At 52.3% G+C, this 20,777-nt stretch carries 20 protein-coding genes; 2 read left to right on the forward strand and 18 right to left on the reverse strand.

Features of this window, described 5'->3' with window-relative positions; translation table 11 throughout:
• Positions 1-33: 33 nt before the first annotated feature.
• The gene (gene trpD / locus JL719_RS00660) at positions 34-1,050 is read right to left on the reverse strand and encodes an anthranilate phosphoribosyltransferase (protein WP_033157512.1); all 1,017 of its coding nucleotides are present in this window, start codon (positions 1,048-1,050) and stop codon (positions 34-36) included.
• A gap of 376 nt (positions 1,051-1,426) precedes the next feature.
• Between trpD and JL719_RS00665 the strand changes: the two genes are divergently transcribed.
• Positions 1,427-2,272: a hypothetical protein gene (locus JL719_RS00665; protein WP_033157511.1), complete on the forward strand. Its 846-nt coding sequence runs from the start codon at positions 1,427-1,429 to the stop codon at positions 2,270-2,272.
• 66 nt (positions 2,273-2,338) lie between these two features.
• Here JL719_RS00665 and JL719_RS00670 read toward each other — a convergent pair whose 3' ends face one another.
• From JL719_RS00670 to trpE, 6 genes are all read right to left on the reverse strand, one after another.
• Positions 2,339-3,583, reverse strand: coding sequence for a TIGR03862 family flavoprotein (locus JL719_RS00670; RefSeq protein ID WP_033157510.1), 1,245 nt, complete (start codon positions 3,581-3,583; stop codon positions 2,339-2,341).
• 7 nt (positions 3,584-3,590) lie between these two features.
• On the reverse strand, positions 3,591-3,848 hold the full coding sequence (locus JL719_RS00675; RefSeq protein WP_033157509.1) for a Txe/YoeB family addiction module toxin: 258 nt from the start codon (positions 3,846-3,848) through the stop codon (positions 3,591-3,593).
• Entirely contained in the window at positions 3,845-4,081 is a 237-nt protein-coding gene (locus JL719_RS00680) for a hypothetical protein (RefSeq protein ID WP_033157508.1), read from the reverse strand. Before JL719_RS00680 ends, JL719_RS00675 begins: the two co-directional genes overlap by 4 nt.
• A 194-nt stretch (positions 4,082-4,275) precedes the next feature.
• A complete protein-coding gene (locus JL719_RS00685; RefSeq protein ID WP_174843443.1) occupies positions 4,276-4,746 on the reverse strand; it encodes a hypothetical protein in 471 nt (156 codons plus the stop codon).
• A complete protein-coding gene (locus JL719_RS00690) occupies positions 4,709-5,299 on the reverse strand; it encodes an anthranilate synthase component II (RefSeq protein ID WP_033157507.1) in 591 nt (196 codons plus the stop codon). The genes JL719_RS00685 and JL719_RS00690 overlap by 38 nt, the downstream gene beginning before the upstream one ends.
• Entirely contained in the window at positions 5,296-6,804 is a 1,509-nt protein-coding gene (gene trpE / locus JL719_RS00695; RefSeq protein ID WP_033157506.1) for an anthranilate synthase component I, read from the reverse strand. The genes JL719_RS00690 and trpE overlap by 4 nt, the downstream gene beginning before the upstream one ends.
• A 185-nt stretch (positions 6,805-6,989) precedes the next feature.
• Here trpE and JL719_RS00700 point away from each other — a divergent pair, with 185 nt between their 5' ends.
• Entirely contained in the window at positions 6,990-7,178 is a 189-nt protein-coding gene (locus JL719_RS00700) for a hypothetical protein (RefSeq protein ID WP_033157505.1), read from the forward strand.
• 83 nt (positions 7,179-7,261) lie between these two features.
• Here the strand turns inward: JL719_RS00700 and JL719_RS00705 are convergent, their stop codons facing one another.
• The 11 genes from JL719_RS00705 to mmoY all read right to left on the reverse strand — a co-directional run bounded on the left by JL719_RS00705 (position 7,262) and on the right by mmoY (position 20,762).
• A complete protein-coding gene (locus JL719_RS00705; protein ID WP_033157504.1) occupies positions 7,262-7,792 on the reverse strand; it encodes a hypothetical protein in 531 nt (176 codons plus the stop codon).
• 5 nt (positions 7,793-7,797) lie between these two features.
• Positions 7,798-11,769, reverse strand: a complete 3,972-nt coding sequence (locus JL719_RS00710; RefSeq protein WP_165385902.1) for an RHS repeat-associated core domain-containing protein — start codon at positions 11,767-11,769, stop codon at positions 7,798-7,800.
• Between the two features lie 498 nt (positions 11,770-12,267).
• The gene (locus JL719_RS00715) at positions 12,268-12,594 is read right to left on the reverse strand and encodes a transposase (RefSeq protein WP_033157503.1); all 327 of its coding nucleotides are present in this window, start codon (positions 12,592-12,594) and stop codon (positions 12,268-12,270) included.
• A gap of 480 nt (positions 12,595-13,074) precedes the next feature.
• Positions 13,075-14,862 (reverse strand): sigma-54-dependent Fis family transcriptional regulator, encoded by a 1,788-nt coding sequence (locus JL719_RS00720; protein WP_033157502.1) that lies wholly within the window; start codon positions 14,860-14,862, stop codon positions 13,075-13,077.
• Positions 14,863-15,074: 212 nt separating this feature from the next.
• Entirely contained in the window at positions 15,075-16,757 is a 1,683-nt protein-coding gene (locus JL719_RS00725; protein WP_033157501.1) for an Hsp60 family chaperonin, read from the reverse strand.
• 20 nt (positions 16,758-16,777) lie between these two features.
• On the reverse strand, positions 16,778-17,071 hold the full coding sequence (locus JL719_RS00730; RefSeq protein ID WP_033157664.1) for a hypothetical protein: 294 nt from the start codon (positions 17,069-17,071) through the stop codon (positions 16,778-16,780).
• Positions 17,072-17,186: 115 nt separating this feature from the next.
• Positions 17,187-18,224, reverse strand: coding sequence for an aromatic/alkene monooxygenase hydroxylase FAD-binding subunit MmoC (mmoC, locus tag JL719_RS00735; RefSeq protein WP_033157500.1), 1,038 nt, complete (start codon positions 18,222-18,224; stop codon positions 17,187-17,189).
• Between the two features lies 1 nt (position 18,225).
• Positions 18,226-18,486: a soluble methane monooxygenase-binding protein MmoD gene (gene mmoD, locus JL719_RS00740; protein ID WP_051670140.1), complete on the reverse strand. Its 261-nt coding sequence runs from the start codon at positions 18,484-18,486 to the stop codon at positions 18,226-18,228.
• 155 nt (positions 18,487-18,641) lie between these two features.
• Positions 18,642-19,139, reverse strand: a complete 498-nt coding sequence (mmoZ, locus tag JL719_RS00745) for an aromatic/alkene monooxygenase hydroxylase subunit gamma (RefSeq protein WP_033157498.1) — start codon at positions 19,137-19,139, stop codon at positions 18,642-18,644.
• Positions 19,140-19,148: 9 nt separating this feature from the next.
• Positions 19,149-19,574 carry a methane monooxygenase regulator MmoB gene (mmoB, locus tag JL719_RS00750; protein WP_033157497.1) on the reverse strand — a complete coding sequence of 142 codons (426 nt, stop codon included), beginning with the start codon at positions 19,572-19,574 and terminating at the stop codon, positions 19,149-19,151.
• Between the two features lie 9 nt (positions 19,575-19,583).
• Complete coding sequence (mmoY, locus tag JL719_RS00755) at positions 19,584-20,762, reverse strand: aromatic/alkene monooxygenase hydroxylase subunit beta (RefSeq protein WP_033157496.1); 1,179 nt, start codon at positions 20,760-20,762, stop codon at positions 19,584-19,586.
• Between the last annotated feature and the right edge of the window lie 15 nt (positions 20,763-20,777).

Consider the following 20,777-nt stretch of genomic DNA (forward strand, 5'->3'; position numbering starts at 1 on the left):
ACTGTAATCGAACGATTACACCTCGTCAATACTTTAGTGGGCTTTGGAATACCCAATCAACGCCTCAAACTTACCCAAAGCACTCCCATCCGCCAACACCTGATGCGCTCGGCGAATGCCGGCATCCAGCGAATCGGCCAAATCGGCGGCATAAATCGCCGCGCCGGCATTTAACGCCACAATGTCGCGGGCCGGGCCGGCTTGGTTGTTCAATACCGAACGAATGATAGCCAAGCTATCGGTAGCACAGGTAATTGATAGCGTTTCCAGACTGGCGCGAGATAAGCCAAATCCTTCAGGCGTGATGGTGTAGCAATGAACGATACCGTCGATCAATTCGGCAACGTCGGTCGGTGCGGCGATGCTGATTTCATCCAGGCCGTCGCGCGCATGCACCACCAGCACATGCTTGCTGCCCAGTTTTTTCAAGACTTCCGCGACCGGCACCAACCATTGTTTATCGAACACGCCGATCAATTGATGCGGCGCATTGGCCGGATTGGAAAGAGGGCCGATCAGATTGAACAGGGTGCGCACGCCCATTTCCTTGCGCGGACCAACCGTGTGGCGCACCGCGCTGTGATGCTTGGCGGCAAACAAAAAGCCCACGCCTATGTCGTTAACACATTGCGCCACTTGTTCGGCGGGCATATCCAGATTAATGCCTGCTGCTTCCAGTACATCGGCGCTGCCGCAGTTGCTGGATACCGAGCGATTGCCATGTTTGGCCACCTTGCCGCCGGCCGCCGCGACTACAAAGGCCGCCGTCGTCGAAATATTGAAAGTGTTGGCACCGTCGCCGCCCGTGCCGCAGGTGTCGATGACATGCTCTCCATGCACCGGAACCGGCCGCACCAGCTCACGTAACACACTGACCGCCGCGGCAATTTCTTCGATGGTTTCGCCCTTGCAGCGCAAGGCAATCAAAAAGCCGGCGATTTGCGCGTCGGTCAGCTCGCCTTGCATCATGGTACGCATCACATCGCGCATTTCCTCGGTGCCGAGGTCTTGTTTATCCAGAAGTTTTTGCAGCGTGGCTTGGATTTGCATGGAGTGGGTAGCCGGTGTCTTGGTCAAGACAGGGATGATAACAAACGACGGCTCATATCGAAAACCTCGCGGGCCGTCAATCCCTCGCGAGCGAGGTCGCTTGCTTACACGATCTCGAGAACGGGTAGATAAAAAGGCGATTTTATTCCAAGCCAGCTTATAAATTTCAAGTTTTATTGACGTAGCACATTGATTAAGCCGTTATGTTTTTATGGTAATTGACGGTGGTTAACTTAGCTGTTAAATGACGGTCAAGACTAGCATTTTAAATAAGCGGCTTGTCGCAAAGAGCTAGTCTTTATCAGCATGGCAACGGTTTTTGGCCGTTTGGCCGTGCGCAGAAAATTTGTGCTCGTTAATCAATGGAGACATTACCATGAAATACTTTGCCAAGCCGATTCGGCGACCTTACTTTAAGACTTATCTGTTCAGCATTCTGGTGCTATCGCTTTGCCTTGCCCAATCTGCTGAGGCGGCGACGGTTTCTGCGAGCGCGGTCATCGACTGGAGTACCTTTAAAATTACCGCCATTGATATTGGCAATGGCCTGCCAACTGTGACGTGGAGTAATCAGAACGACACTAGCCAAGTGAATACTGGTTACTACTACAACACCTATGATAGCGCGGCAAATTGGAGCTCAGGGACTTCGACTACCGAGTCACTGTCCACATCGACCTATAGCAGATCTGCTTCCAGCGCTACATCGATTAATCAAATCAACGCCAATGCCGCTCTAAACGGTTCTTTTCCGTATCAAAGTTTATCAGCCAGCAGCGGTAGCCAGCGATCCGGCAGTTTTACCGTGCAAGGCAGCGGACTGTTAATTTTCGAAGCGAATTACAGTTTGATGGGGGATCTGGGTGCCTCAAGTAATGCCTCGGCAAGCTCCAACGCAAGCTTCAATTTGAGTTACTACAATGGCGGAAACTCCGGGTCAGTCAACCAAAATGTCAATCAGTACCTATCAACCGGCTCCGCGCCCGTGACGGAAAACGATATATTGTCTGTTGCTTTGGTCTTTAAAGACGGTTGGAGCGGAAGTTTTTCCGCGAATACCAGTGCATCGGTTTACGGGTACGACTACGGAACCGGAGGCGGCGGCAGCGTACCGCTACCGGGGGCTTTCTGGCTATTTGGCAGTGTATTGGCCGGAGCCGCCTCGTTGCGGTCGGCTAATACAATGCGCAGAATGCGGCCATTCGCAGAAGTCGCACGCTAAACAAGATGTCGAAGGGGTGGCGCCGGCTACCCCTTTTTTGCGTCCGGCTATGGAGTGGGGAGTTCTTTAAAACTTTTGATGCCGGTTTAGCCAGTCACACACGCCCAGTCCGGCACTGCGGCCGGTAGCGAAGCAAGCCGAAAGCAAATATCCCCCGGTCGGCGCCTCCCAATCCAGCATCTCACCGGCGACAAAAACGCCGGGTAGCGCGGTAAGCATCAGATTTTGATCAAGACTGTTAAAACTCACGCCGCCGGCGCTGCTGATCGCTTCGGCGATGGGCCGGGTGGCATTGACAGTGATGGGCAAGGCTTTGATCGTCTTCGCTAGAATGGCGGCGTCGGCAAATTGCGCCTGGCTGAGCACTTCGCGTAGCAAGGCCGCTTTGACGCCGGAAATGCCAACCCGGCTCTGCAAATGGCTGGATAAGGACCGGGAACCCCTGGGGCGGCTGATTTCGGCCAGCACCCGTTCCGCATCGCGTCCTGGCAGTAGGTCAACGGTGAAGGTGGCGCTGCCGTGAACATGCAGATATTCGCGCAGCCGCCGCGAAAATGCGTAAATCAGGCTGCCTTCCACGCCGTGCGTGCTAATCACCATTTCGCCTAGCCTGCGTTCGGTGTAGCCCTGCGTGTCGGTAAAGGTTAGCGCTATCGATTTGAGCGGCGCGCCGGCAAACTTCTCGCGTAGATGCGCACTCCACGCTACTTCAAATCCGCAATTTGCGCTTTGCAAGGGTGCAACTTCCACACCGCGAGCCTGCAGCCATGGCACCCAGGCCCCATCCGACCCAAGTTGCGGCCAACTAGCACCGCCCAAGGCCAACACGGTTGCTTGTGGCTTGACCGAAATTTCGCCATCCGGATTGCTCAGGCGCAGCGCGCCATCATCATCCCAGCCCAGCCAGCGGTGGCGCATATGAAAGTGCACACCATTCGAACGCAAGCGGTGCAGCCAGGCGCGCAGCAGCGGTGCGGCCTTCATCTCCGTTGGAAACACGCGGCCGGATGTGCCGACAAAAGTTTCTATGCCCAAGCCTTGCACCCAGGCTCTCAGGGCCTCCGGAGAAAAGGCGTTCAGCATCGGTTCCAGTGCGGCACGCTGTGTGCCGTAGCGAGACAAAAACGGCTCGAACGATTCAGAATGGGTAATGTTTAATCCACCCTTGCCGGCCATCAAAAACTTACGCCCGGCAGAGGGCATAGCGTCATACACAGCGACGCTCAAGCCGGCCTGGCTTAGCACTTCGGCGGCCATCAATCCGGCGGGGCCGGCGCCGATGATAATTGCTGAATAGCTAATGGCGGCCACCTTGGAATCAACGGTAATGATATTTGCACGCGACGATTAGGCACTCACCATTTTGCACCCGGTAAACCAAACGATGTTCCTGGTCGATTCTCCTAGACCAAAATCCTTGCAGCTGATGCTTCAAAAGCTCAGGTTTACCCAATCCACTATGAGGATTGCGGGCTATGTCGCTAATCAGCGAAACGATACGCTGGTAGATTTTTCTGTCGGTTTGCGCCCATTCATTGAAGTCTAGAAATGAACTTTGCTCGAAAGCGATTTTCATAGCTCGGATAGGTCAACGCGAACGATATTTTGCTTTTGCTCGATATTGTTAATGGCTGTTAGCAAGCGTTCGCTGTTAACCGGATTTTTCAGCAAATATGTGGTTTCGTCTTCTTCGGCCTCCAAGCTATCGCAAATGGCGATTTCCACTACTTTATCGTGGAACAAGGCTTTAACAGATTGCAGAAAATCGTCGTTAAGCTCGCTGGCTTTGAGTTTGTAAGTCGTGTACATGTTAATGCGCTCCGGAAATTTTGAGTTGGCGGTAACAAAGTCAGCATTAGTAACAAGAATTGCCGTTACTCCCTAATTCAAGTGGCTTATAGCTTGGCTTGCAACGGATGTCTATCAGGATGCTTGATCATTTCTATTGTCAAATCGACATCGATCTCCGGCCAATAAAAATGATCCGGCGATGGCTCTTCGACTTAGTAGATAGTCTGAAGAGACTGGTTTTTAAACCACGGGAAATCGTTATATGACATGTACAAGGTATTTTCCCTAGTTTTCAACCAAAGGCCATGGCTAGAAATTTGGGTTACTTCAACGCTGAAAGCTGTATCGCTATCCGGAGCATCCGATCTGGGTGCCGTAGAATTTCTTCGGAGCTTTGAAATTTCCTGCCAAATAACAGGTATTGCGGCTAAACCCAAAATGAATTGAAACCAAAAAGCAAACCAGAACCATTCGGGACGTTTGTCAATATGAATAATCGAGCTACTGCGACCAAAACCGATTTCGCCGGTAAACAATGCTGTCAGACAGCTGTATACGAAATATAAGTCCCAAGCGAAAATCAAGAACCAAAAGCTCAAGCCAAGCAATGTTGGAATGCGGGACCTAGCTCCTGTAATTCCAATTTTACCGCGCCAAAAAATTCCGCAACATATCATGTCCATGCTCGGTCAGGATCGACTCGGGGTGGAATTGCACGCCTTCAATATCCAGCGTTTTATGTCTTACGCCCATGATTTCGTCGATGTTGCCGGCCTCGTCCTGGGTCCAGGCGGTCACTTCCAGGCAATCCGGCATGGTCGCTTGTTCGATCACCAGCGAGTGGTAACGGGTGGCGGTGAACGGATTGCTCAAGCCTGTGAACACGCCCAAATCTTTGTGATACACCGGCGATACTTTGCCGTGCATGATCTGCTTGGCGTGGATGATGTTGCCGCCGAAGGCGTAGCCTATGCTCTGGTGACCCAGGCAGACGCCAAGAATCGGGTATTTGCCGGCGTACCGGTGGATGGTTTCGACCGAGATGCCGGCCTCTTTGGGGGTGCAGGGGCCGGGGGAAATGACGATTTTGTCCGGGCGCAGCCCTTCGATGTCTTCCACCGTCACTTCGTCGTTACGCACCACCACCACCTCGGCACCCAGTTCGCCGAAATATTGCACCAGGTTGTAGGTGAACGAATCGTAGTTGTCGACCATCACCAATCTGACGCCGCTCATGTTTGTGCTCCTTTAGATTGAGCCGCGCTGCTCAGGAGGCCGGCTTCGGCCATGCTGACGGCGCGGAACACCGCGCGGCCTTTGTTCATTGTTTCATCCCATTCGTTGCGCGGCACGGAATCGTAAACGATGCCGGCGCCGGCTTGAATGTGTAAGGTTTGGTCTTTGATGATGGCGGTGCGGATCGCGATCGCGGTATCCAGATTGCCGGACCAGGAGATGTAACCCACCGCGCCGGAATAAATCCCGCGCTTGACCGGCTCCAGTTCGTCGATGATTTCCATGGCCCGGATTTTCGGCGCGCCGCTGACGGTGCCGGCCGGGAAGGTGGCCGCCAACACGTCGAAGGCATTTTTACCTTCCTGCAATTCGCCGGTGACGTTGGAAACGATGTGCATCACGTGCGAATAGCGCTCCACGATCATTTTGTCGGTGAGTTTGACGCTACCGATTTTGGCGACTCGTCCGGTGTCGTTGCGGCCCAGGTCGATTAGCATCAAATGCTCGGCGATTTCTTTCGGATCGGCGAGCAGTTCCTTTTCCAGTTCCAGATCCTGCTCGTGGGTTTCGCCGCGTTTGCGGGTGCCGGCGATTGGTCGCACCGTCACTTCGTTGTCTTCCAGCCGCACCAGGATTTCAGGCGACGAGCCCACTACATATAGATCGTCCAGGTTCATGAAAAACATATACGGCGACGGATTCAGGCACCGCAAAGCCCGATACAAATCCAGCGGCGCGGCTTCAAACGGAATCGACATGCGCTGCGATAATACCACCTGCATACAGTCGCCGTCGGTGATGTATTGCTTGGCTTTTCGCACTGCATCTTCGTAGCCTTGTTGGGTAAAACCGGAGACAAAATCGTGTTCGTGCACGTGCTTAACGGCAGGATGCGCTTGCGGATTGGCTTGCAATTCACGCAGCTTCACCACCAGTTCGTCGAGTCTGGCTTTGGCGTTTTCGTAGGCATTGGTTTGCGATGGATCTGCGTGGGTCAGCAACAGCATTTTGCCGGACAGGTTGTCGAATACCAGCAGGTCTTGCGACACCATCAACAAAATGTCCGGCGCGCCGATAGGGTCCGGCTTGCCGCTGGGCTTTAAACGCGGCTCGATATAGCCGATGGTTTCATACCCGAAATAACCGACCAGGCCGCCGTTGAAGCGCGGTAATCCCGGTACGTCCGGCACCTTGTAGTTTTGCCGAAATTCTTCTATCCATTCCAGCGGTTGAGCGTGCTCAAAAACTTGGGTGTCCTGGCCGTCTTTTTCGACCGTGATGCGGTGGCCGCTGATTTTGATACGGGTTTTGCAAGGCAAGCCGATGATCGAATACCGTCCCCACTGCTCGCCGCCGTGTACGGACTCAAACAAATAGGAATAAGGGCCGTCGGCCAGCTTTAAGTAAGCACTGAGCGGCGTGTCCAGATCGGCCAGCACTTCGCGGCAGATCGGGATGCGGTTGTAGCCTTGTTGGGCGTATGCGGTAAATTCGGCGGGTGTCATTATTATTCTCTTGAAGCAACCGGTTGTGCGACTCGCGATTGTAACGCACAACGCGCCCAGCAGCGACCCGCGCGGCTGAAAACTGAGCCTACTGCGAAATTGTAAACTGCTTGGACGTCCAAAATTAAACTGGCTGCACGTTGACAGCCTTATATTTTGCACCTCTATCTATCGGGCTGATAAAAATGGAGTTGTTACAGCGTGACATTGAGGCGCTGGAGCAGGAAAGGCATCAGCGTTTGGGACAAGACGCGGCAGCAGCTGATCAAGGGCCTTCGGCAGCTGATAGCCCTGTCGGCAAGGTTAAAACATTGGCGGTGAATAAAGAGTTTGGCGAATCCATGCGCATTTCGGGTATTGCACTTCGGTTTTGAATCTGCAGTTTGTGCCGAGCCATGCAAGGCGCAACGGTCGCGAACGATGCGCCTGTCGGCAGCATCCTATAGATCAGCGCACGTTATTGCGCCTTACGGACTATTTCGTTTCCAGCCTTTGACAAAGCCGCACCTGAAGAATCTGACCAATTTTTAGCGGCTTCCCCAATATAGGACATCCCATATTTAATCAAACTTCGTTTAGTTGTAGCTAAAATTTTATTAGCCCATTTTCTAAATTGTTCAGGTTTTTCAATCAATTCGCCGTTTTCACCATAATACTTTTCATTGAAATAAATTCGTCCTCGGCGAAGAACATCCCCATTAAAAAAACATCCATCAAATTCAATTACAGGTGATCGCAATTCATCGACTGTCCAATAACCTTGAGCAGCCACATATTTCATGTGAACATACTCAAAGTCGTCAAGTCGAAGAATATAAAAACTAAGCCATTGTCGCCCATCTTCAACGAAATTGAGGCTATCTAGTTTTTCAGGTACTGATGTATTAGATCGATTACGGATTACGACCAAAGGCTCAATATTTTGCAGCTTATCTTCAAGCAAAACTATGTCATTTGGCATTAAAAAATAATTAACTTGTTTGCCCATGGTCTTTATTTGTTATAGGGAATAAATGATGGTCTGGTTCCCGTTGCCGCTTCAATATCATCTAAAGCAGTAATTTCACGCGACACAGGGTTCCCCCTTACAGTTTCTTTACCTACCTGATACATTTCCGTCACATTGTTTTCAGCATCCCTAGCAACGAGATCGACATAGCGATAGCTTTTATCCCCATCTGGAGTTTCAACTTTATATTCTTGTTGTGCTTTAAGGCCGCGTGATTCTATATCATTAGCTTTTTCTGCAACCTTTGATTGGTGTGCAAGACCACCTTTCTTGCCAAAGGGGTTGGGACAGGCTTTAACTGCAGCCTCAACAACGGCCTTAGCCCCATTAACACATGCAGATGGGTGTGTTATGCATTCAAGTGCGGCTAATACTATTCTTGGATTCTCACCGGTTGGGTCAACCAGATTCAGCGGGTTATTTAAAACATAGGTGTAGGTATTAATGCCCCCCGCCAACCCAATCGGATCGGATTGCAGGTAGCGCCCGAGGTTAGGATCGTAGAAACGGGCGATATTGTAATGCAGACCGGTTTCTTCATCGTAGTATTGACCGGGGAAACGCAGGTTCTGGGTGATGAAGGCCGTGGTCGGCGTGGCCTTGCCGAACGGATCGAAATCTGCCGCCCAACTGATGTTGCCCGTGCGGTCCGTGGTTTTTTGGGGCGTGCCCAACCGGTCGTTGTGGTAATAATGGATAGGCCAGGGTGTCTGGTTTGGATCCGAGTCCACGTCATAGTTGATCCGCGCCAGTGGCTCGCCTTCCAGGTAAACGTAGCTGTGCGAGAAGGATGTGCCTCCCCACTTGGTTTCATCCAGCAGCGTTCCGCTCAGCACGTCATAATCAAACGCGACGTTACCGCTGTTTGTCAGTTTCATGCTGCGATAGCCGAAGGCGTCGTACTTATTAGCCTGAACCGAGACTAGGCTTCCGCCCACCTCATCCTTGATGGCCGTGACCAAATGGTCGGTGGCCTGGTAAAAATGCCGGCTGCCTTTCTGGCTCGCGTCGCCGTTCGCGTCGTACTGGTAGCTGGCCTGCTGCGCGCCCGTGAGCGCCAGCAGTTTCTGGCTGCCGAGGTCGTAGGTATACGAGGTCTGTGCGCCATTCCGTTCGCTGCTCAGACGGTTGCCTACATCGTCATAGCTAAACGCATGGGTGTTCACGCCGGTGGTACTGGACAGCCGGTCCAGCGGGTCGTAACCGAAATTTCGATGACGCCCCGAGGAGCTTAATTCGTCGGCCACATTGTCGAGGTTACCGTTCAAGTCATAGCCATAGGTGGCGGCCATGACGCCCGGCACGGTGCGCCCGGTTTCCCGGTAGTCTAAGTCGTAGCGACGGCTGATCTGTTTGCCATTGCCGTAGGTGAGCGATTTGACCGGGCCGAACGGCAGATGGGTGATGTGAGTTGCTAGCGGTGTTGTTATGTCGTAGACCCAGCTAACGGTACCATCATCCCAGTCGTGCAGCGATACCGAGTCGACTTGGCCGGCCGCATCAAAGCCATAAAGAACTTCACGGTATCCCGAATGCGATATTTTTTCTACCTTGCCATCGGCGTCGTAGGCATAGTAAATAAAGTTATCGTAGGTATGCGGCAAACCCTTGGCGGTGATGGATGTCAACCGTCCTGCCCGGTCGTACTTGAGAGTCCGGTTACCGTTGAAGCCCGAACGCAAGGCGCGCGACAGCTTGCCCAGGTTGCCGTTTTCGTCGTAATAAAACTGCGCGCCGCCATCGCCACTTTTAATCCGATTCAGCGCATCGTAGGTATATGTGACCGACACATTGGCCGCATCCGTTTTACCGATCCGGTTACCGGCGCTGTCGTAGCCGTATTGAGTAATCCCGGTATTGGGACTGTCCAGTTGCATCAGGTCGCCGAGGCCGTTGTAGCTGTAGACGGTGTCGTGGTTGTTGGCATCGGTGACTTGGGTGAGGCGGTCTTGGCCGTCGTAGCGATAGTCGGTCAAGCCGGCGAGAGCATTGGTGCTGCGGATCAGCCGGTTCAGGCTGTCGTATTGGTGCTGGGTGGCATGGCCGTTAGCGTCCGTGACCTGGGTCAGGTTGCCGTTGGCGTCGTATTCGTAGCGTGTGGTCTGGTTGTAGGCGCCAATGTCTTGGGCCAGGCGGTTTAAGGCGTCGTAGACGCGACTGCGGGTTTTAACCACTGCGCCGCTGTTATCGAGAATTTCCTCTTTGGTGCGGTTCCCCATAGCGTCCAGCGTGTAATGAATCTTGCCACCCAGGGCGTCGGTGATGTCGGTCAGGCGGTGCGCAGCGTCGTAGGTAAACGTATGGGTGACACCGGCTGCCGAGGTAGTTTGAGTCAGGTTGCCGGCTTTGTCGTAGGCGTAGGCGGTGGTGTTGCCGTCGACGGTTTTTTGGGTCAGGCGGCCGCGGGCGTCGTAAGCAAAGCCAATCACCAAGCCGTTAGGATCGGTCAGGCTGAGCAGGCGGCCGTTAGCGTCGTAGGCGGTAAAGGTGGTGGTGTGGCCCAGGGCATTGGTGATTTTCCACAGGTCGCCGGGTTTGTGGTTGGCAGTATTGTCGGCGTAGTAGCTATAGGTGGTGATGTCGTTAACATCGGTACGCGGGCCATTTGCGCTTAGCACTTGGCCGAGGATGTTGTAGGTGTAGGCCCATGTGCGGCTTTGCTGGGTCGCGGTATCGGTGACGGTTCTACTCAGCAGGTTGCCGCCCGCGTCGTAATTGAAGGCGGTGCGCCGGCCGGCCTCGTCGATTTGGGTGGGCAGGTGGTAGTTGGCGTGCCACTGGGTACTGCGTTTGCGTTCGATGCTGTTCGGCGCCGGCGTGTAAGCACTGAGGTTGGCCGGGCAACTCGAACTGGGCGCCAGGCCTTCCACCCGGACGGTTTCCAGGTTGCGGCTCAGGTCGTAGGCATAGCAGCTGAGGTTGCCGTTGAAGTCGGTGCGGCTGGCGAGGTTGCCGTTGGCGTCGTAACTTTGGTTACTGGCCGCAGAGGTGCAGCCGGCACCAGATGGTTGATCTTGGCCGGCACTTTTGACAACTCCTAGTACTGATTTAAATCTGTCGGAGTACTCACTACCCAATGGGTTGGTAACTGACACGCTGTCGGTATTATAACTCAGCTGGTATTTCTCAACTCCACCCGCATGTTCAGTCGAAACCGCTTTCCCTTCAGCATTGTATCGATACGTCGCATAGCGCGTTCCAAATTCATCTATGATTCCGGTCAGCGCATTTTGCAGGTTAGTATTACTGGTGTAAACGGGTTCATTGTATAGGTATTGGCGAGATGAACCGTCCGGGTTAGTAACTGCAATCAAATTGCCAGTGGTATCGTAGGCGTACTGGGTCACATTGCCAACTGGATCGGTCATGCTGACCATACGACCATTCACATCGTAGGTAAAACTCAGGTTACGCTCAAAGCTATCCTGAACATTAATGAGCAATCCTGGAGTTGGCGCTATGGTCAGAGGAGTGTCGTCTACGCTATAGCTCAGCGTTTGCATAAGGCCGTTTGCGTATTCTATGCTGATTAGCTTGCCCACTGCATCGTATATTTCCACAGCATTGGTGTTCACGTCGGTGTATTGCCATCCGGTTAGTGAGCCAGTGGTGTTGGTCAATTGTAGAAGTTTGTCTTTAACGTCCGCATCGGCTTGCCAAGCACCCAATTTAAAGGTAAAGGTCGTAATTTCCCCAGTGTTACGCTGTACTGCAGCTTGATTTACTTCTTTAGACGTGATGAATCGTTGAAAATTGTGCAGCCAATTTTTACCGGATGTATCGATTATGGAATTCGAAATACTACTATACAGACGGCTAAACATCAGCGGAGAATCCCCGACTTTTTGGTAGTCTATCTCCTCTTGAATCTTATTGCCAAGTGCTTGATTGATTGGGTTGCCAACGGAACATTGATCTGGTTTAAGTTTATTCTTGCTGCTTGAGCATTTACCCATAACTAGCGTTTGGCCAAACGGGCAAGATGCACCACTATTCAGACAGTAGTAGAAATCATGATGAGTTATTATGAGATCTGCCCCAGAATTCAGATAAGTCCAATAATAACGGATCTGAAACGGGCCATTACAATATGCTATCGGCCCATTTGGTACGTAATTATTACAATATTGCCCATACTCTATCCTGCATGCATTATCTGCTTCAGTATAAGTGAAGAAGTATTGGGGCATATACTGGTGGTTTTCTTGAGAAAACGCCGACTGACTAACTAGAATTGAAAATATTATTATTGTCCATAATCTATAATAAATATTTGAAATATTCTGAAAAATTAAATTTAGATTCGTCATATAATTTAATGCTTAAGGAATCTCTGAAAAACAACCGTTTTAGCAGAAGTCAGTTATAAAATGATTCAAAAACTTTAATATCTCCCTGATTTTGATTAAAACATCGGTTTTTTTCGAAAAACTCCCCGGTATCTGGACCTGTTTTCAAATAGCGGACGCAATAAGGCTACGACGTTCGTAAGCATCAGCGCGCAGCACATTGGCAATGGCCGTTAAAAAAGTTAACCGGGCGGCGTTTTTCGCCAAGCCGCGATAGCAATTTTTGGCGTAACCAAAGCGGATTTTAATGTCCCGAAATACGTGTTCGACTTTGGCGCGGCGACTGGCTAGTTCGTGTACGGCCTGGTACAGGAAATGGGCCTGTTCGCTGTCGTCCTTCGTGAGCTTGGCCGGTTTGCCCGGACGCACCGCGTATGGCGCAAATAACCAAAGGGCATTGCGGCGAATGAATGAATCAAACGTACGGCGCAATACGGCTTCGCCTATTCTCGCCTTACTTATTACACCTTATAAAGGTGCGACTCGCCTGCCTTCTTCTAAAATATCGCCCATTTTTTATCCATGACAAAAGCCAAGTGGCATATGTCACTGGCAATATTTTGTTGTGTTTTCTGCCGGATGTCAGGCCAAGTCCAGACAACAGCCCTGGTACCTTGGCCGTTTTAGGAAGCAGAATATCCAGTCCCAATTATCTTTTGTCAACTGAGTATAAATGTAAAGGAGTTGCTTAAAAGAAAGAGCATGTTTGTTAATGTTCATTTTGTGACCGAATCTACACCTAATTGGATCAGTGCTTCAGCTAGCCCAACAAACAATAAAAAACATCGATAACCGTTCTAAAAGCTTACCAAAAATAAAGTAGCTAATTGACTAACGGGTAAAACCGGCTATACAAGGGAGAATCAATGCGCAAGTGGATGCAATTACGCGCCTGCCGAATCCGTGTGATTCTTAGCCGACTTTGGAATGCTCCCGCCAGTCGATTTTATCCAGCCCAAAACGTTCGATTTTTCGGTACAGCGTGGTGCGAGTTATGCCTAAGTTTTTCGCCGCCAAGGAAATATTGCCCGCGCATTCCCGCAGGCTGGCTTTGATGCCGTGCAACTCCCAGTCTTCCAGGGTCATGGATCGGCCTTTAGCCACCGATATTGGATAAGTCAGCGTGTTGTCCAAAGCGTTATTGTCGTTCCCCGGCAGCACTTTACCCAGCTCTTCGACAAAATCCAGCGGCAAATCCTCGCGGGTAATCAGCGTGTCGCCGGCGGTGTATAGCGTTGCTCTGATGACGTTGATCAACTGGCGAATATTGCCTGGCCACGGGTGTTGCTCGATCAAGGCAATGACGCTGGGGCAAATACTGATTGCCTGCGGATTGGGCAGATTAGCCAGTTCGCGCTGCAAGATGTGGTGAATGATGCCGAGTTTGTCTTCGCGCTCGCGCAAGGGCGGCAGATGAATTTGCGCGCCGTTCAAACGGTAATACAAATCGCGGCGGAAGCGGCCGGCTTCGACGGCTTCCAACAAGGGTACGTTGGTGGCGGCGACGATTTGCACATCCACCTTGATCGGTTTGCTGCCGCCGACGGGCGTGAACTCCGAGGTTTCCAGAACTCGTAACAGCGTGGACTGCAAATCCAGGCTCATATCGCCGATTTCATCCAGAAACAGAATACCTTTGTCCGCTAACAGAAATTTCCCCGGTTTGCCGGCACTGCGCGCGCCGGTAAAACTGCCGGCTTCGTAACCGAACAGCTCGCTTTCGATCAAGTCATGCGGAATCGATGCGCAGTTGATCGCGATCAAAGGCTGATTTTTCCGCGGTCCGGCGTGTTTCAGCAGATTGACGAAATGATCCTTGCCCACGCCCGATTCGCCGGTAATCAGCATCGGAATCTTATGGTTTTGCAGCTTCACGGCCTTATCTACCAAGGCGGTCAATTGCTCTGACATTGCCGATTCGTATTGGCTGGGCGGCCTTTTGGCGGGTTTGAACGGGATTCTTTCCAACACCCGCGCTTGCGCAACCGGACTCTGGGTTAAGGGCAGATTGGTATTTAATAGTACGCATAACAAATGCAAGAATGCGAACAAGGAGTTCATGCTTTCCTGTCTATCGCTGATCAAGCCGATCACGGCTTGGACGTTGTCGTCCTCATCCAGCAAAGGGTAACCGACCGTGGTGAAGGGGTGTAACAGACTGACAAAATGCTCCATGCCCTGAAAGGCAATCGGTTTTTTCAGTTGCGCGGCGGTGCCGATGCCGTTATTACCCAGCACCGCTTCGCTCCAGCGGCTGTGCTTTTCGTACAAACTCAGCATGAAAGGGCTGGCAAACGGATTTTCGCCTAACACTTGTAACAGGCGCCCGTCGGCATCGGTCAATACCAGCATGACGCCGGCTTCCTTCAAAAACACGTCGAATTGATGCCCCAAATGCCGGAGCATTTCTGAAATATCGTGAGCGGCGCGGTGGATAAGCGGCTCCGAATCGGTGGTGAAACGCCAATGATCCCAGCGCGCGTAATTGCCCAATGGCAATTGGTATTCTTCCAGGCAGCGGCGCCAGGATTCCGAGACTTCCGGGCGTACCCAGTCCGTGTGATCGGGCACGCAACGGCTCTGTGCCATCCAGCGCCAGGCCTGTATCGGGCGGTCAACTTCAAACGCTAGGGAGGTTTTGAACGCGCAGGCTTCTTTGATGATTTTAACGTTGTGGGGCAAGTGCAAGGCAATATCCATTTTTCCTCTTGTATTTTGGTGCGCCAATTTAGTATCGGCACAAAACAAAAATATAAAAAACAGAGGTTTAGCTGCTTTTTACGGCGATGTTGTCCAAAATAACAAAATCAAAAAAAGAGGCAATGCGACATAACGTCACATTGCCTTACTCCATTGCAGAATAATGGATAGCTCTAACTTTCGGAGAGAGGAGGTTGAGGTAGAAATAACAATTACATACGGGGATCTTCGCGGGTGGCGGCAGCCCATTCCGGCGAATACCCGGCCATGATGGACAAGTCCGGCACGTTCATGATGACCGTCTCGCTGCTGATCAAAGTAGCCACCACGCTCACTGCATTGCGCAGGGCGCTGCGCAACACTTTTACCGGATCGATAATCCCAATGTCCAGAAAATGCCCGTAGTTTAAATACTGCATATCCACGGCAAATGCCGGGTCAGCCTGGGTGGCTAAGCGCATCAGCACGTCTTCGTTGTTCAGGCCGCTATTGTTCAACAATTGCCGGAGCGGCGCGCCCAGTGCTTGCTTGACGATGGCGATGCCTTGCTGCTGCTCGGCATTTTCGGCAATCACTTCGTCCAGCACCGTGGTGCAACGCCACAAACCGATACCGCCGCCGGGTAACACGCCTTCTTGCAGCGCAGCCTTGGTGGACAAATAGGCATTTTCGATGCGCACCAGCCGCTCTTTGATTTCCACGTCGGAGATGCCGCCGACCTGGAAGCTGCCGGTTTTGCCGGACAGGATAGCGATGCGCTCTTCCAGCTCTTCGGCTTCGTGTAAATTGCCGGTGGCGGAACCTTCACCGGGTTTACGGGCGCGAACCAGCGCCAACTCGCGCCTTAAGGCCTCTATGCGTGCGTTCACGGGTTCGCGCGCACCCGTGGCGCCGATGATCGTCGTATTGCCTTCCGAGATGACCGCGCGCTGCGCCTGACCCAATTGCGCTAGCGTGACGTCTTCCAGCCGCATGGCCCGCTCTTGCAAAATAGCGCCGCCGCCGGTCAACAGGGCCAAATCGTTCAGGCGATTGATACGATTGTCGCCAAAACCCGGCGGCTTGACCGCCACCACTTTGAAAATGCCGCGCACATGATTCAGTAACAAGCCCGTTAACGCTTTTTCAGCCACTGCTTCGGCAATCACCAATAAGGGCCGGCCTTCAGCAGCCACTTCTTCCAGAATAGGCACCAGATCCATGAAGTCGCTGATTTCCCGGTCGTACAGCAGTATGTAGGGCCTCTCCAACACCGCTTCGGCGCGGGTTTTATCGGTGATGAAATAGGGCGATAAAAAGCCTTGTTCGTAATGGATACCTTCCACAATCTCCAGTTGGTCTTCGCGGCCATTACCCAGTTGAAAGGTCAAGGTGCCAGCTTCGCCAAGTTCGGCCAGGGCCTGTTTCAGGAGCTTGCCGACACCGGCTTCGCCTTTACTGGCGACCCGCGTAATTTTTTCGACCCAGTCATCCGTGCTGTCGGTGACAGCGGTTTTTTGCAAATGCTGCTCCACCAAGATCAGCGCCAACTCCATGCCCTTTTGCAACTGCATGGGATGAAAGCCGGCCGCGACGCTTTTCAGTGCTTCCTCCGCCAGGCTTTGCGCCAGCACAATCGCCGTGGTGGTACCGTCGCCGACTTCGCGAGACACCGAACCGGCGACATCCCGCAACATGCGGGCACCCAAATCGGCAATCCGGTCTTCCATGATGATGGCATTGGCAACAGTAACACCATCTCGGGTAAAGACGGGCATGATGCCGTCGGTTCGGTGTTGAATCATCACGGCAGGGCCGGCGCTACCCAGCGTAACGCTCGCCGCGCGTGCTACCGCATTGATGCCTTGCAGCAGACGTTGGCGAGCTTCCGGGTTGTAAATAACGTGTTTACTCATTTCTAGGGTGTTCCCATCGGTTAGAGGTGCGAATTTAATTTCATTAAGGTTTGCCCCACCTGGGCACGGGTTTGCCGAGCACGTTGCGCATTGGCCCAAGTACGAATCAGGATTTTGTCCCAGTAATCCAGGCTGCGTTTAAAGTCCGCCTCTTCTTCGCCCGTGAATTCCTGATTCCAGAATTCCTTTAATTCCTGAACTCTGGCATCGCCCAATTTTTCAAAAATCTCCTGCTCTTCTATCACCAGTTTTCTGATCGTTTCGTCTAGTTGCACCGCCATACCAACCAGAAACTCTACATCGTCGGCTTTCATAGTCGCCTCAGCGTGGTTGCGCGATTTTTCGATAGGAAAAAAAGGCTGATTTGGATCGGCAAACAGGATGGCTGCGCAGGGAAACGGCAGCGCAGCACCCTGTTTGCCCGTGGCGTTAAGGCGAACCGCTAGGCAGGAATTTTTCAAGGTAGATACGTTCCTTAGGGATGCCCATTTCGGCGCACACCGCAAAGGTGGCGTCGACCATGCCCGGCGGCCCGCACAGATATAAATCCGGCTTGGCACCGGTATCCTTTAGATCGCGGCGCAGGATGTCCACCACGCTGCCTTTTTCGCAATGCCAGTCGTCCGAACATTTCCAGACGCAGTTTCTCAGCTCCAGCGTCGGCATTTGTGCGGCCAGTTGATTCAGTTCATCCAGATGGAAAATTTCGGCTTCGGTGTTTACCCCAAAATAGATGATGCACTTTTGCGGTTCTTCCCATTCGTGCATCCGCCGCACCATCGATAATATCGGCGCCAGTCCGGTGCCGCCGGCCACAAAATAGCGCGGGGTAAAACCGTTTTCCTTCAAACCGAAAACGCCGGACGGGCCTTTGACGTTTAATTTCTGACCCAACTTGGCGTCGTTTTTTAAATATTCTGAAAATTTGCCGCCATCGACGATGCGAATCAAAAACTCCAGATCGCCGGTTTTATTGGACGTGTTGGCGGGGGAGTATGAACGGGTGATGGTGGTGCCGGGAATTTCCAAATCAAAAAATTGCCCGGAGTCGAACTTGATGGTTTGATCGTCGCCCGTGCGCCGCAGCAGCAGTTTCACCACGTTGATGGAAATTGGCGTCAGCTCAATCACTTCCGCTACAAACGTCAAACCTTCCGGTGAGAATGAAATCCGGTCGTAGGTATAAGGTACTTCGACTTCCAAATCGCTCACGGGGTAACAGCGGCACAACAACACTTCGCCGGCCTCTTCTTCTTCGTAGGGCAAAGCCTGCGAACTGCATTTGCCCAAAACGTAATCGCCTTCCGCGCAAAATCCTTTGCAAGTCGCGCAACCGCCTTCGCGACACGACGACATCAAATAAATATCCTGGCGCACCGCCGCAGTGATGACATCCTCGTCTTCGTAACAATCAAAGCAAACGGCTTCCCCGTCTTGCGTAATGATTTTAATTTGATGGGCGCTCATGTCATTCTCCCAGGCATTGGTTTTTGGCCGACACGCTGAAAAACGCCAATACGTGCTCAACCGCGCGCCGCGATGCGTCCAGGGTTAGCGAACACCCTTCCTGCACCAGTTTTTGGTCGCGGTAGATGGTCCAGCGCCACATGAACTCTAGATCTTCGCAGAAAGCAGCGTAGGGCGCGGTGTCGTATAGCGTGGTGAGTTTGTCGGCTTCACTGGGAAAAGCGGGCGCAACCGCCGACTTAAAATTTGAGAAAAAATCCATAATACTGATTCTATGAAATGGTTCGTTGAGATCGAAGCGCACACAAACGCCCTCTCGCTCACGGCGATGTAAGCGACGAGTAGGTTTTGTCCGCTATCGGTTTGTTGGCTATAAAGGATGCGCCACGCGCAAGTGCGGCGCATCCTGCCGAACGATTACTGCAAGGTGACCACTTTCACGCCGCGTTTCTGACGCAATGCCTCTAACGGCAAGGCGTAGTAGTCGGTGTTGCGCAGTTCCATCAACTTGGTCCCCAACTGGCGGTCGGTGTCCAGAAACACATTGACCGGCATCACAGGCGGTTTGCAGGCCAGTCTGAAGTTGATATGAATGCGCTCTGCTTCGTACATGTCCGTGCATGCCTCCATTTTGGCAATTACTTCATTTGCCACTTGCTGGGCATTGGCGCCGCAGGTGCAATTGTTGAGCAATTGGGTGTCGTTGAATTCCTTGTGCTTCAACAGCGCCAGCTTTTCTTCGATTTTCAACTCGATCCACAGGCCATCCAATTCCAGCGACCAGTCGGTTTTGAACGGACTCATGTGCTTGGCGCGGAAGTCGGTAATGAAGGCGTGCGCCTTTGCCAGCGTATCCAGTGTGGCAATTTTGGCCATCCAGGCATTACGGGTGGGGTTGTCATGAATATTTGCCATGGTGTTCTCCTACGCCGCAGCCAAGTCTTTCAGTTTGACGTCAAGACCCATCAACTCGGAAGTGATGGTGAAGGTCTCGCCCAGGGTATAAGCACGGCCGATGGTGGACGACACATCCACCAATAGGTCGTAAACACTGTAGTGCTTGCCCAGTAATTCCGAAACTTCGACGCAGTCGATCTCGATTTTGCCGGTCGCTTTCAGCCACCAGAAACCGGCGCGGTCTTCCACCACCAGCGTGGGGTTGTCCGCCTTGTGCGAACCTTGCAGAATTTCTTCCACCACGGTGTTGAGTTCATCGGATTTTTTCAGAACCAGCACCACTTCGTGGCTTTCGTGCACGACCTGGTTGTCTTCGGCAAAGTATTCATCGGCAAAGGCTTTGCCGGTTTTTTGCATAATGCCTGCGTTGTAAGCATTTGAACTTTTCGACATGAGTTTTCCTTATTTGAGTCCGCTTAACACGGTTTTGACGAGGGCATTGGTATCGACTTTAAAGTTGATCGGATCGGCAAAATCGCGTTTCCAATCGGCAAACACCCTAACCAGCGCCGCTTCGATGGCGGCTTTGTCGCTGACGCCTTTGATTTCCGGAATGGTGGCGTAAATCGCCATGAAATCCTTCAGTGCATCGACGGTTCTGGGCAGCCATTTATTGGCCCAGGCCCGCATCAACCGGTTGTTGTAATCACCAAATTCCACGTCGGCACCCAGACAGGTATGGAACATGTCGGTGGTAATGCCTTTGGTTTGCGAGAAATACAACTGCATTTGATTGATAAAGAACGGGGTCAAGTTATCGCCGTAATAAGACGACAACCGCATAAAGAACTCTCTGCGTACAAATTGCCCGAAGATGGGGTCGCAAATCATATGGCCGGAGAACAGGATTTCGTTCCAGTCATAAGTCGCTTGCCAAATATCCTGCACCAATTCTCTGGCGCCTTTGAAAATCGCGCCTTTTGTCCATTCCTGTTTAGGAATGTCGGTGGACTCGGGGAAACCCGGCACCAATTTAGACAAAAAGGTACGTTCCGCTTGAATCATTTGCGCATTGTCGACCTTGTCCAAACCGATCATCGCACTGCTCATCCGCAAGGTGTCGCCCAGGCAATCGCGCACCACCGAGGAATGCGCATTGAACAAGCCATACTCGTAAAAACCGAAGGCACCGAGATAATCGCCCAATACTTCATCGCGCCAAACCGGATCGATCGAACGCACATGGCCGTCGGCGGAATAGGCTTTCAGAAAGCGGTCGGTATAACGCCACTCTTCGGCTTTATCCTTGACATACAGCGCATGCCAACGGAAAGCCGGGTCGCGGTGCGCCAGCCAATCCGAGCTGCGCATTTCGGTGGACTCGTTACTCCAGGATGGGCGGCCACCATGGAATTTTTGAGTCCAATCGCCCCAGTCCAAACCGCCGGGAATCCAGTCCGGCGTCGGCTGGCTATAGCAACACAACACTTCATATTCATTGATCCGCTTACCGCGCGGCTTCATGAAGTAATTCATTTTGCGCTGGGTTTCCAGAGGCTTGTCCGGCACTGCGGCCATGATCACTGCGGCGATTTCCGGGTCGGTCAGGCCGCGTCTGCCGCCATTTACTTCTATAGACATAAGCTATTTCCTTAA

The organism is Methylomonas sp. LW13 (assembly GCF_016865255.1).
In the GTDB taxonomy this organism is placed as follows: Bacteria; Pseudomonadota; Gammaproteobacteria; order Methylococcales; family Methylomonadaceae; genus Methylomonas.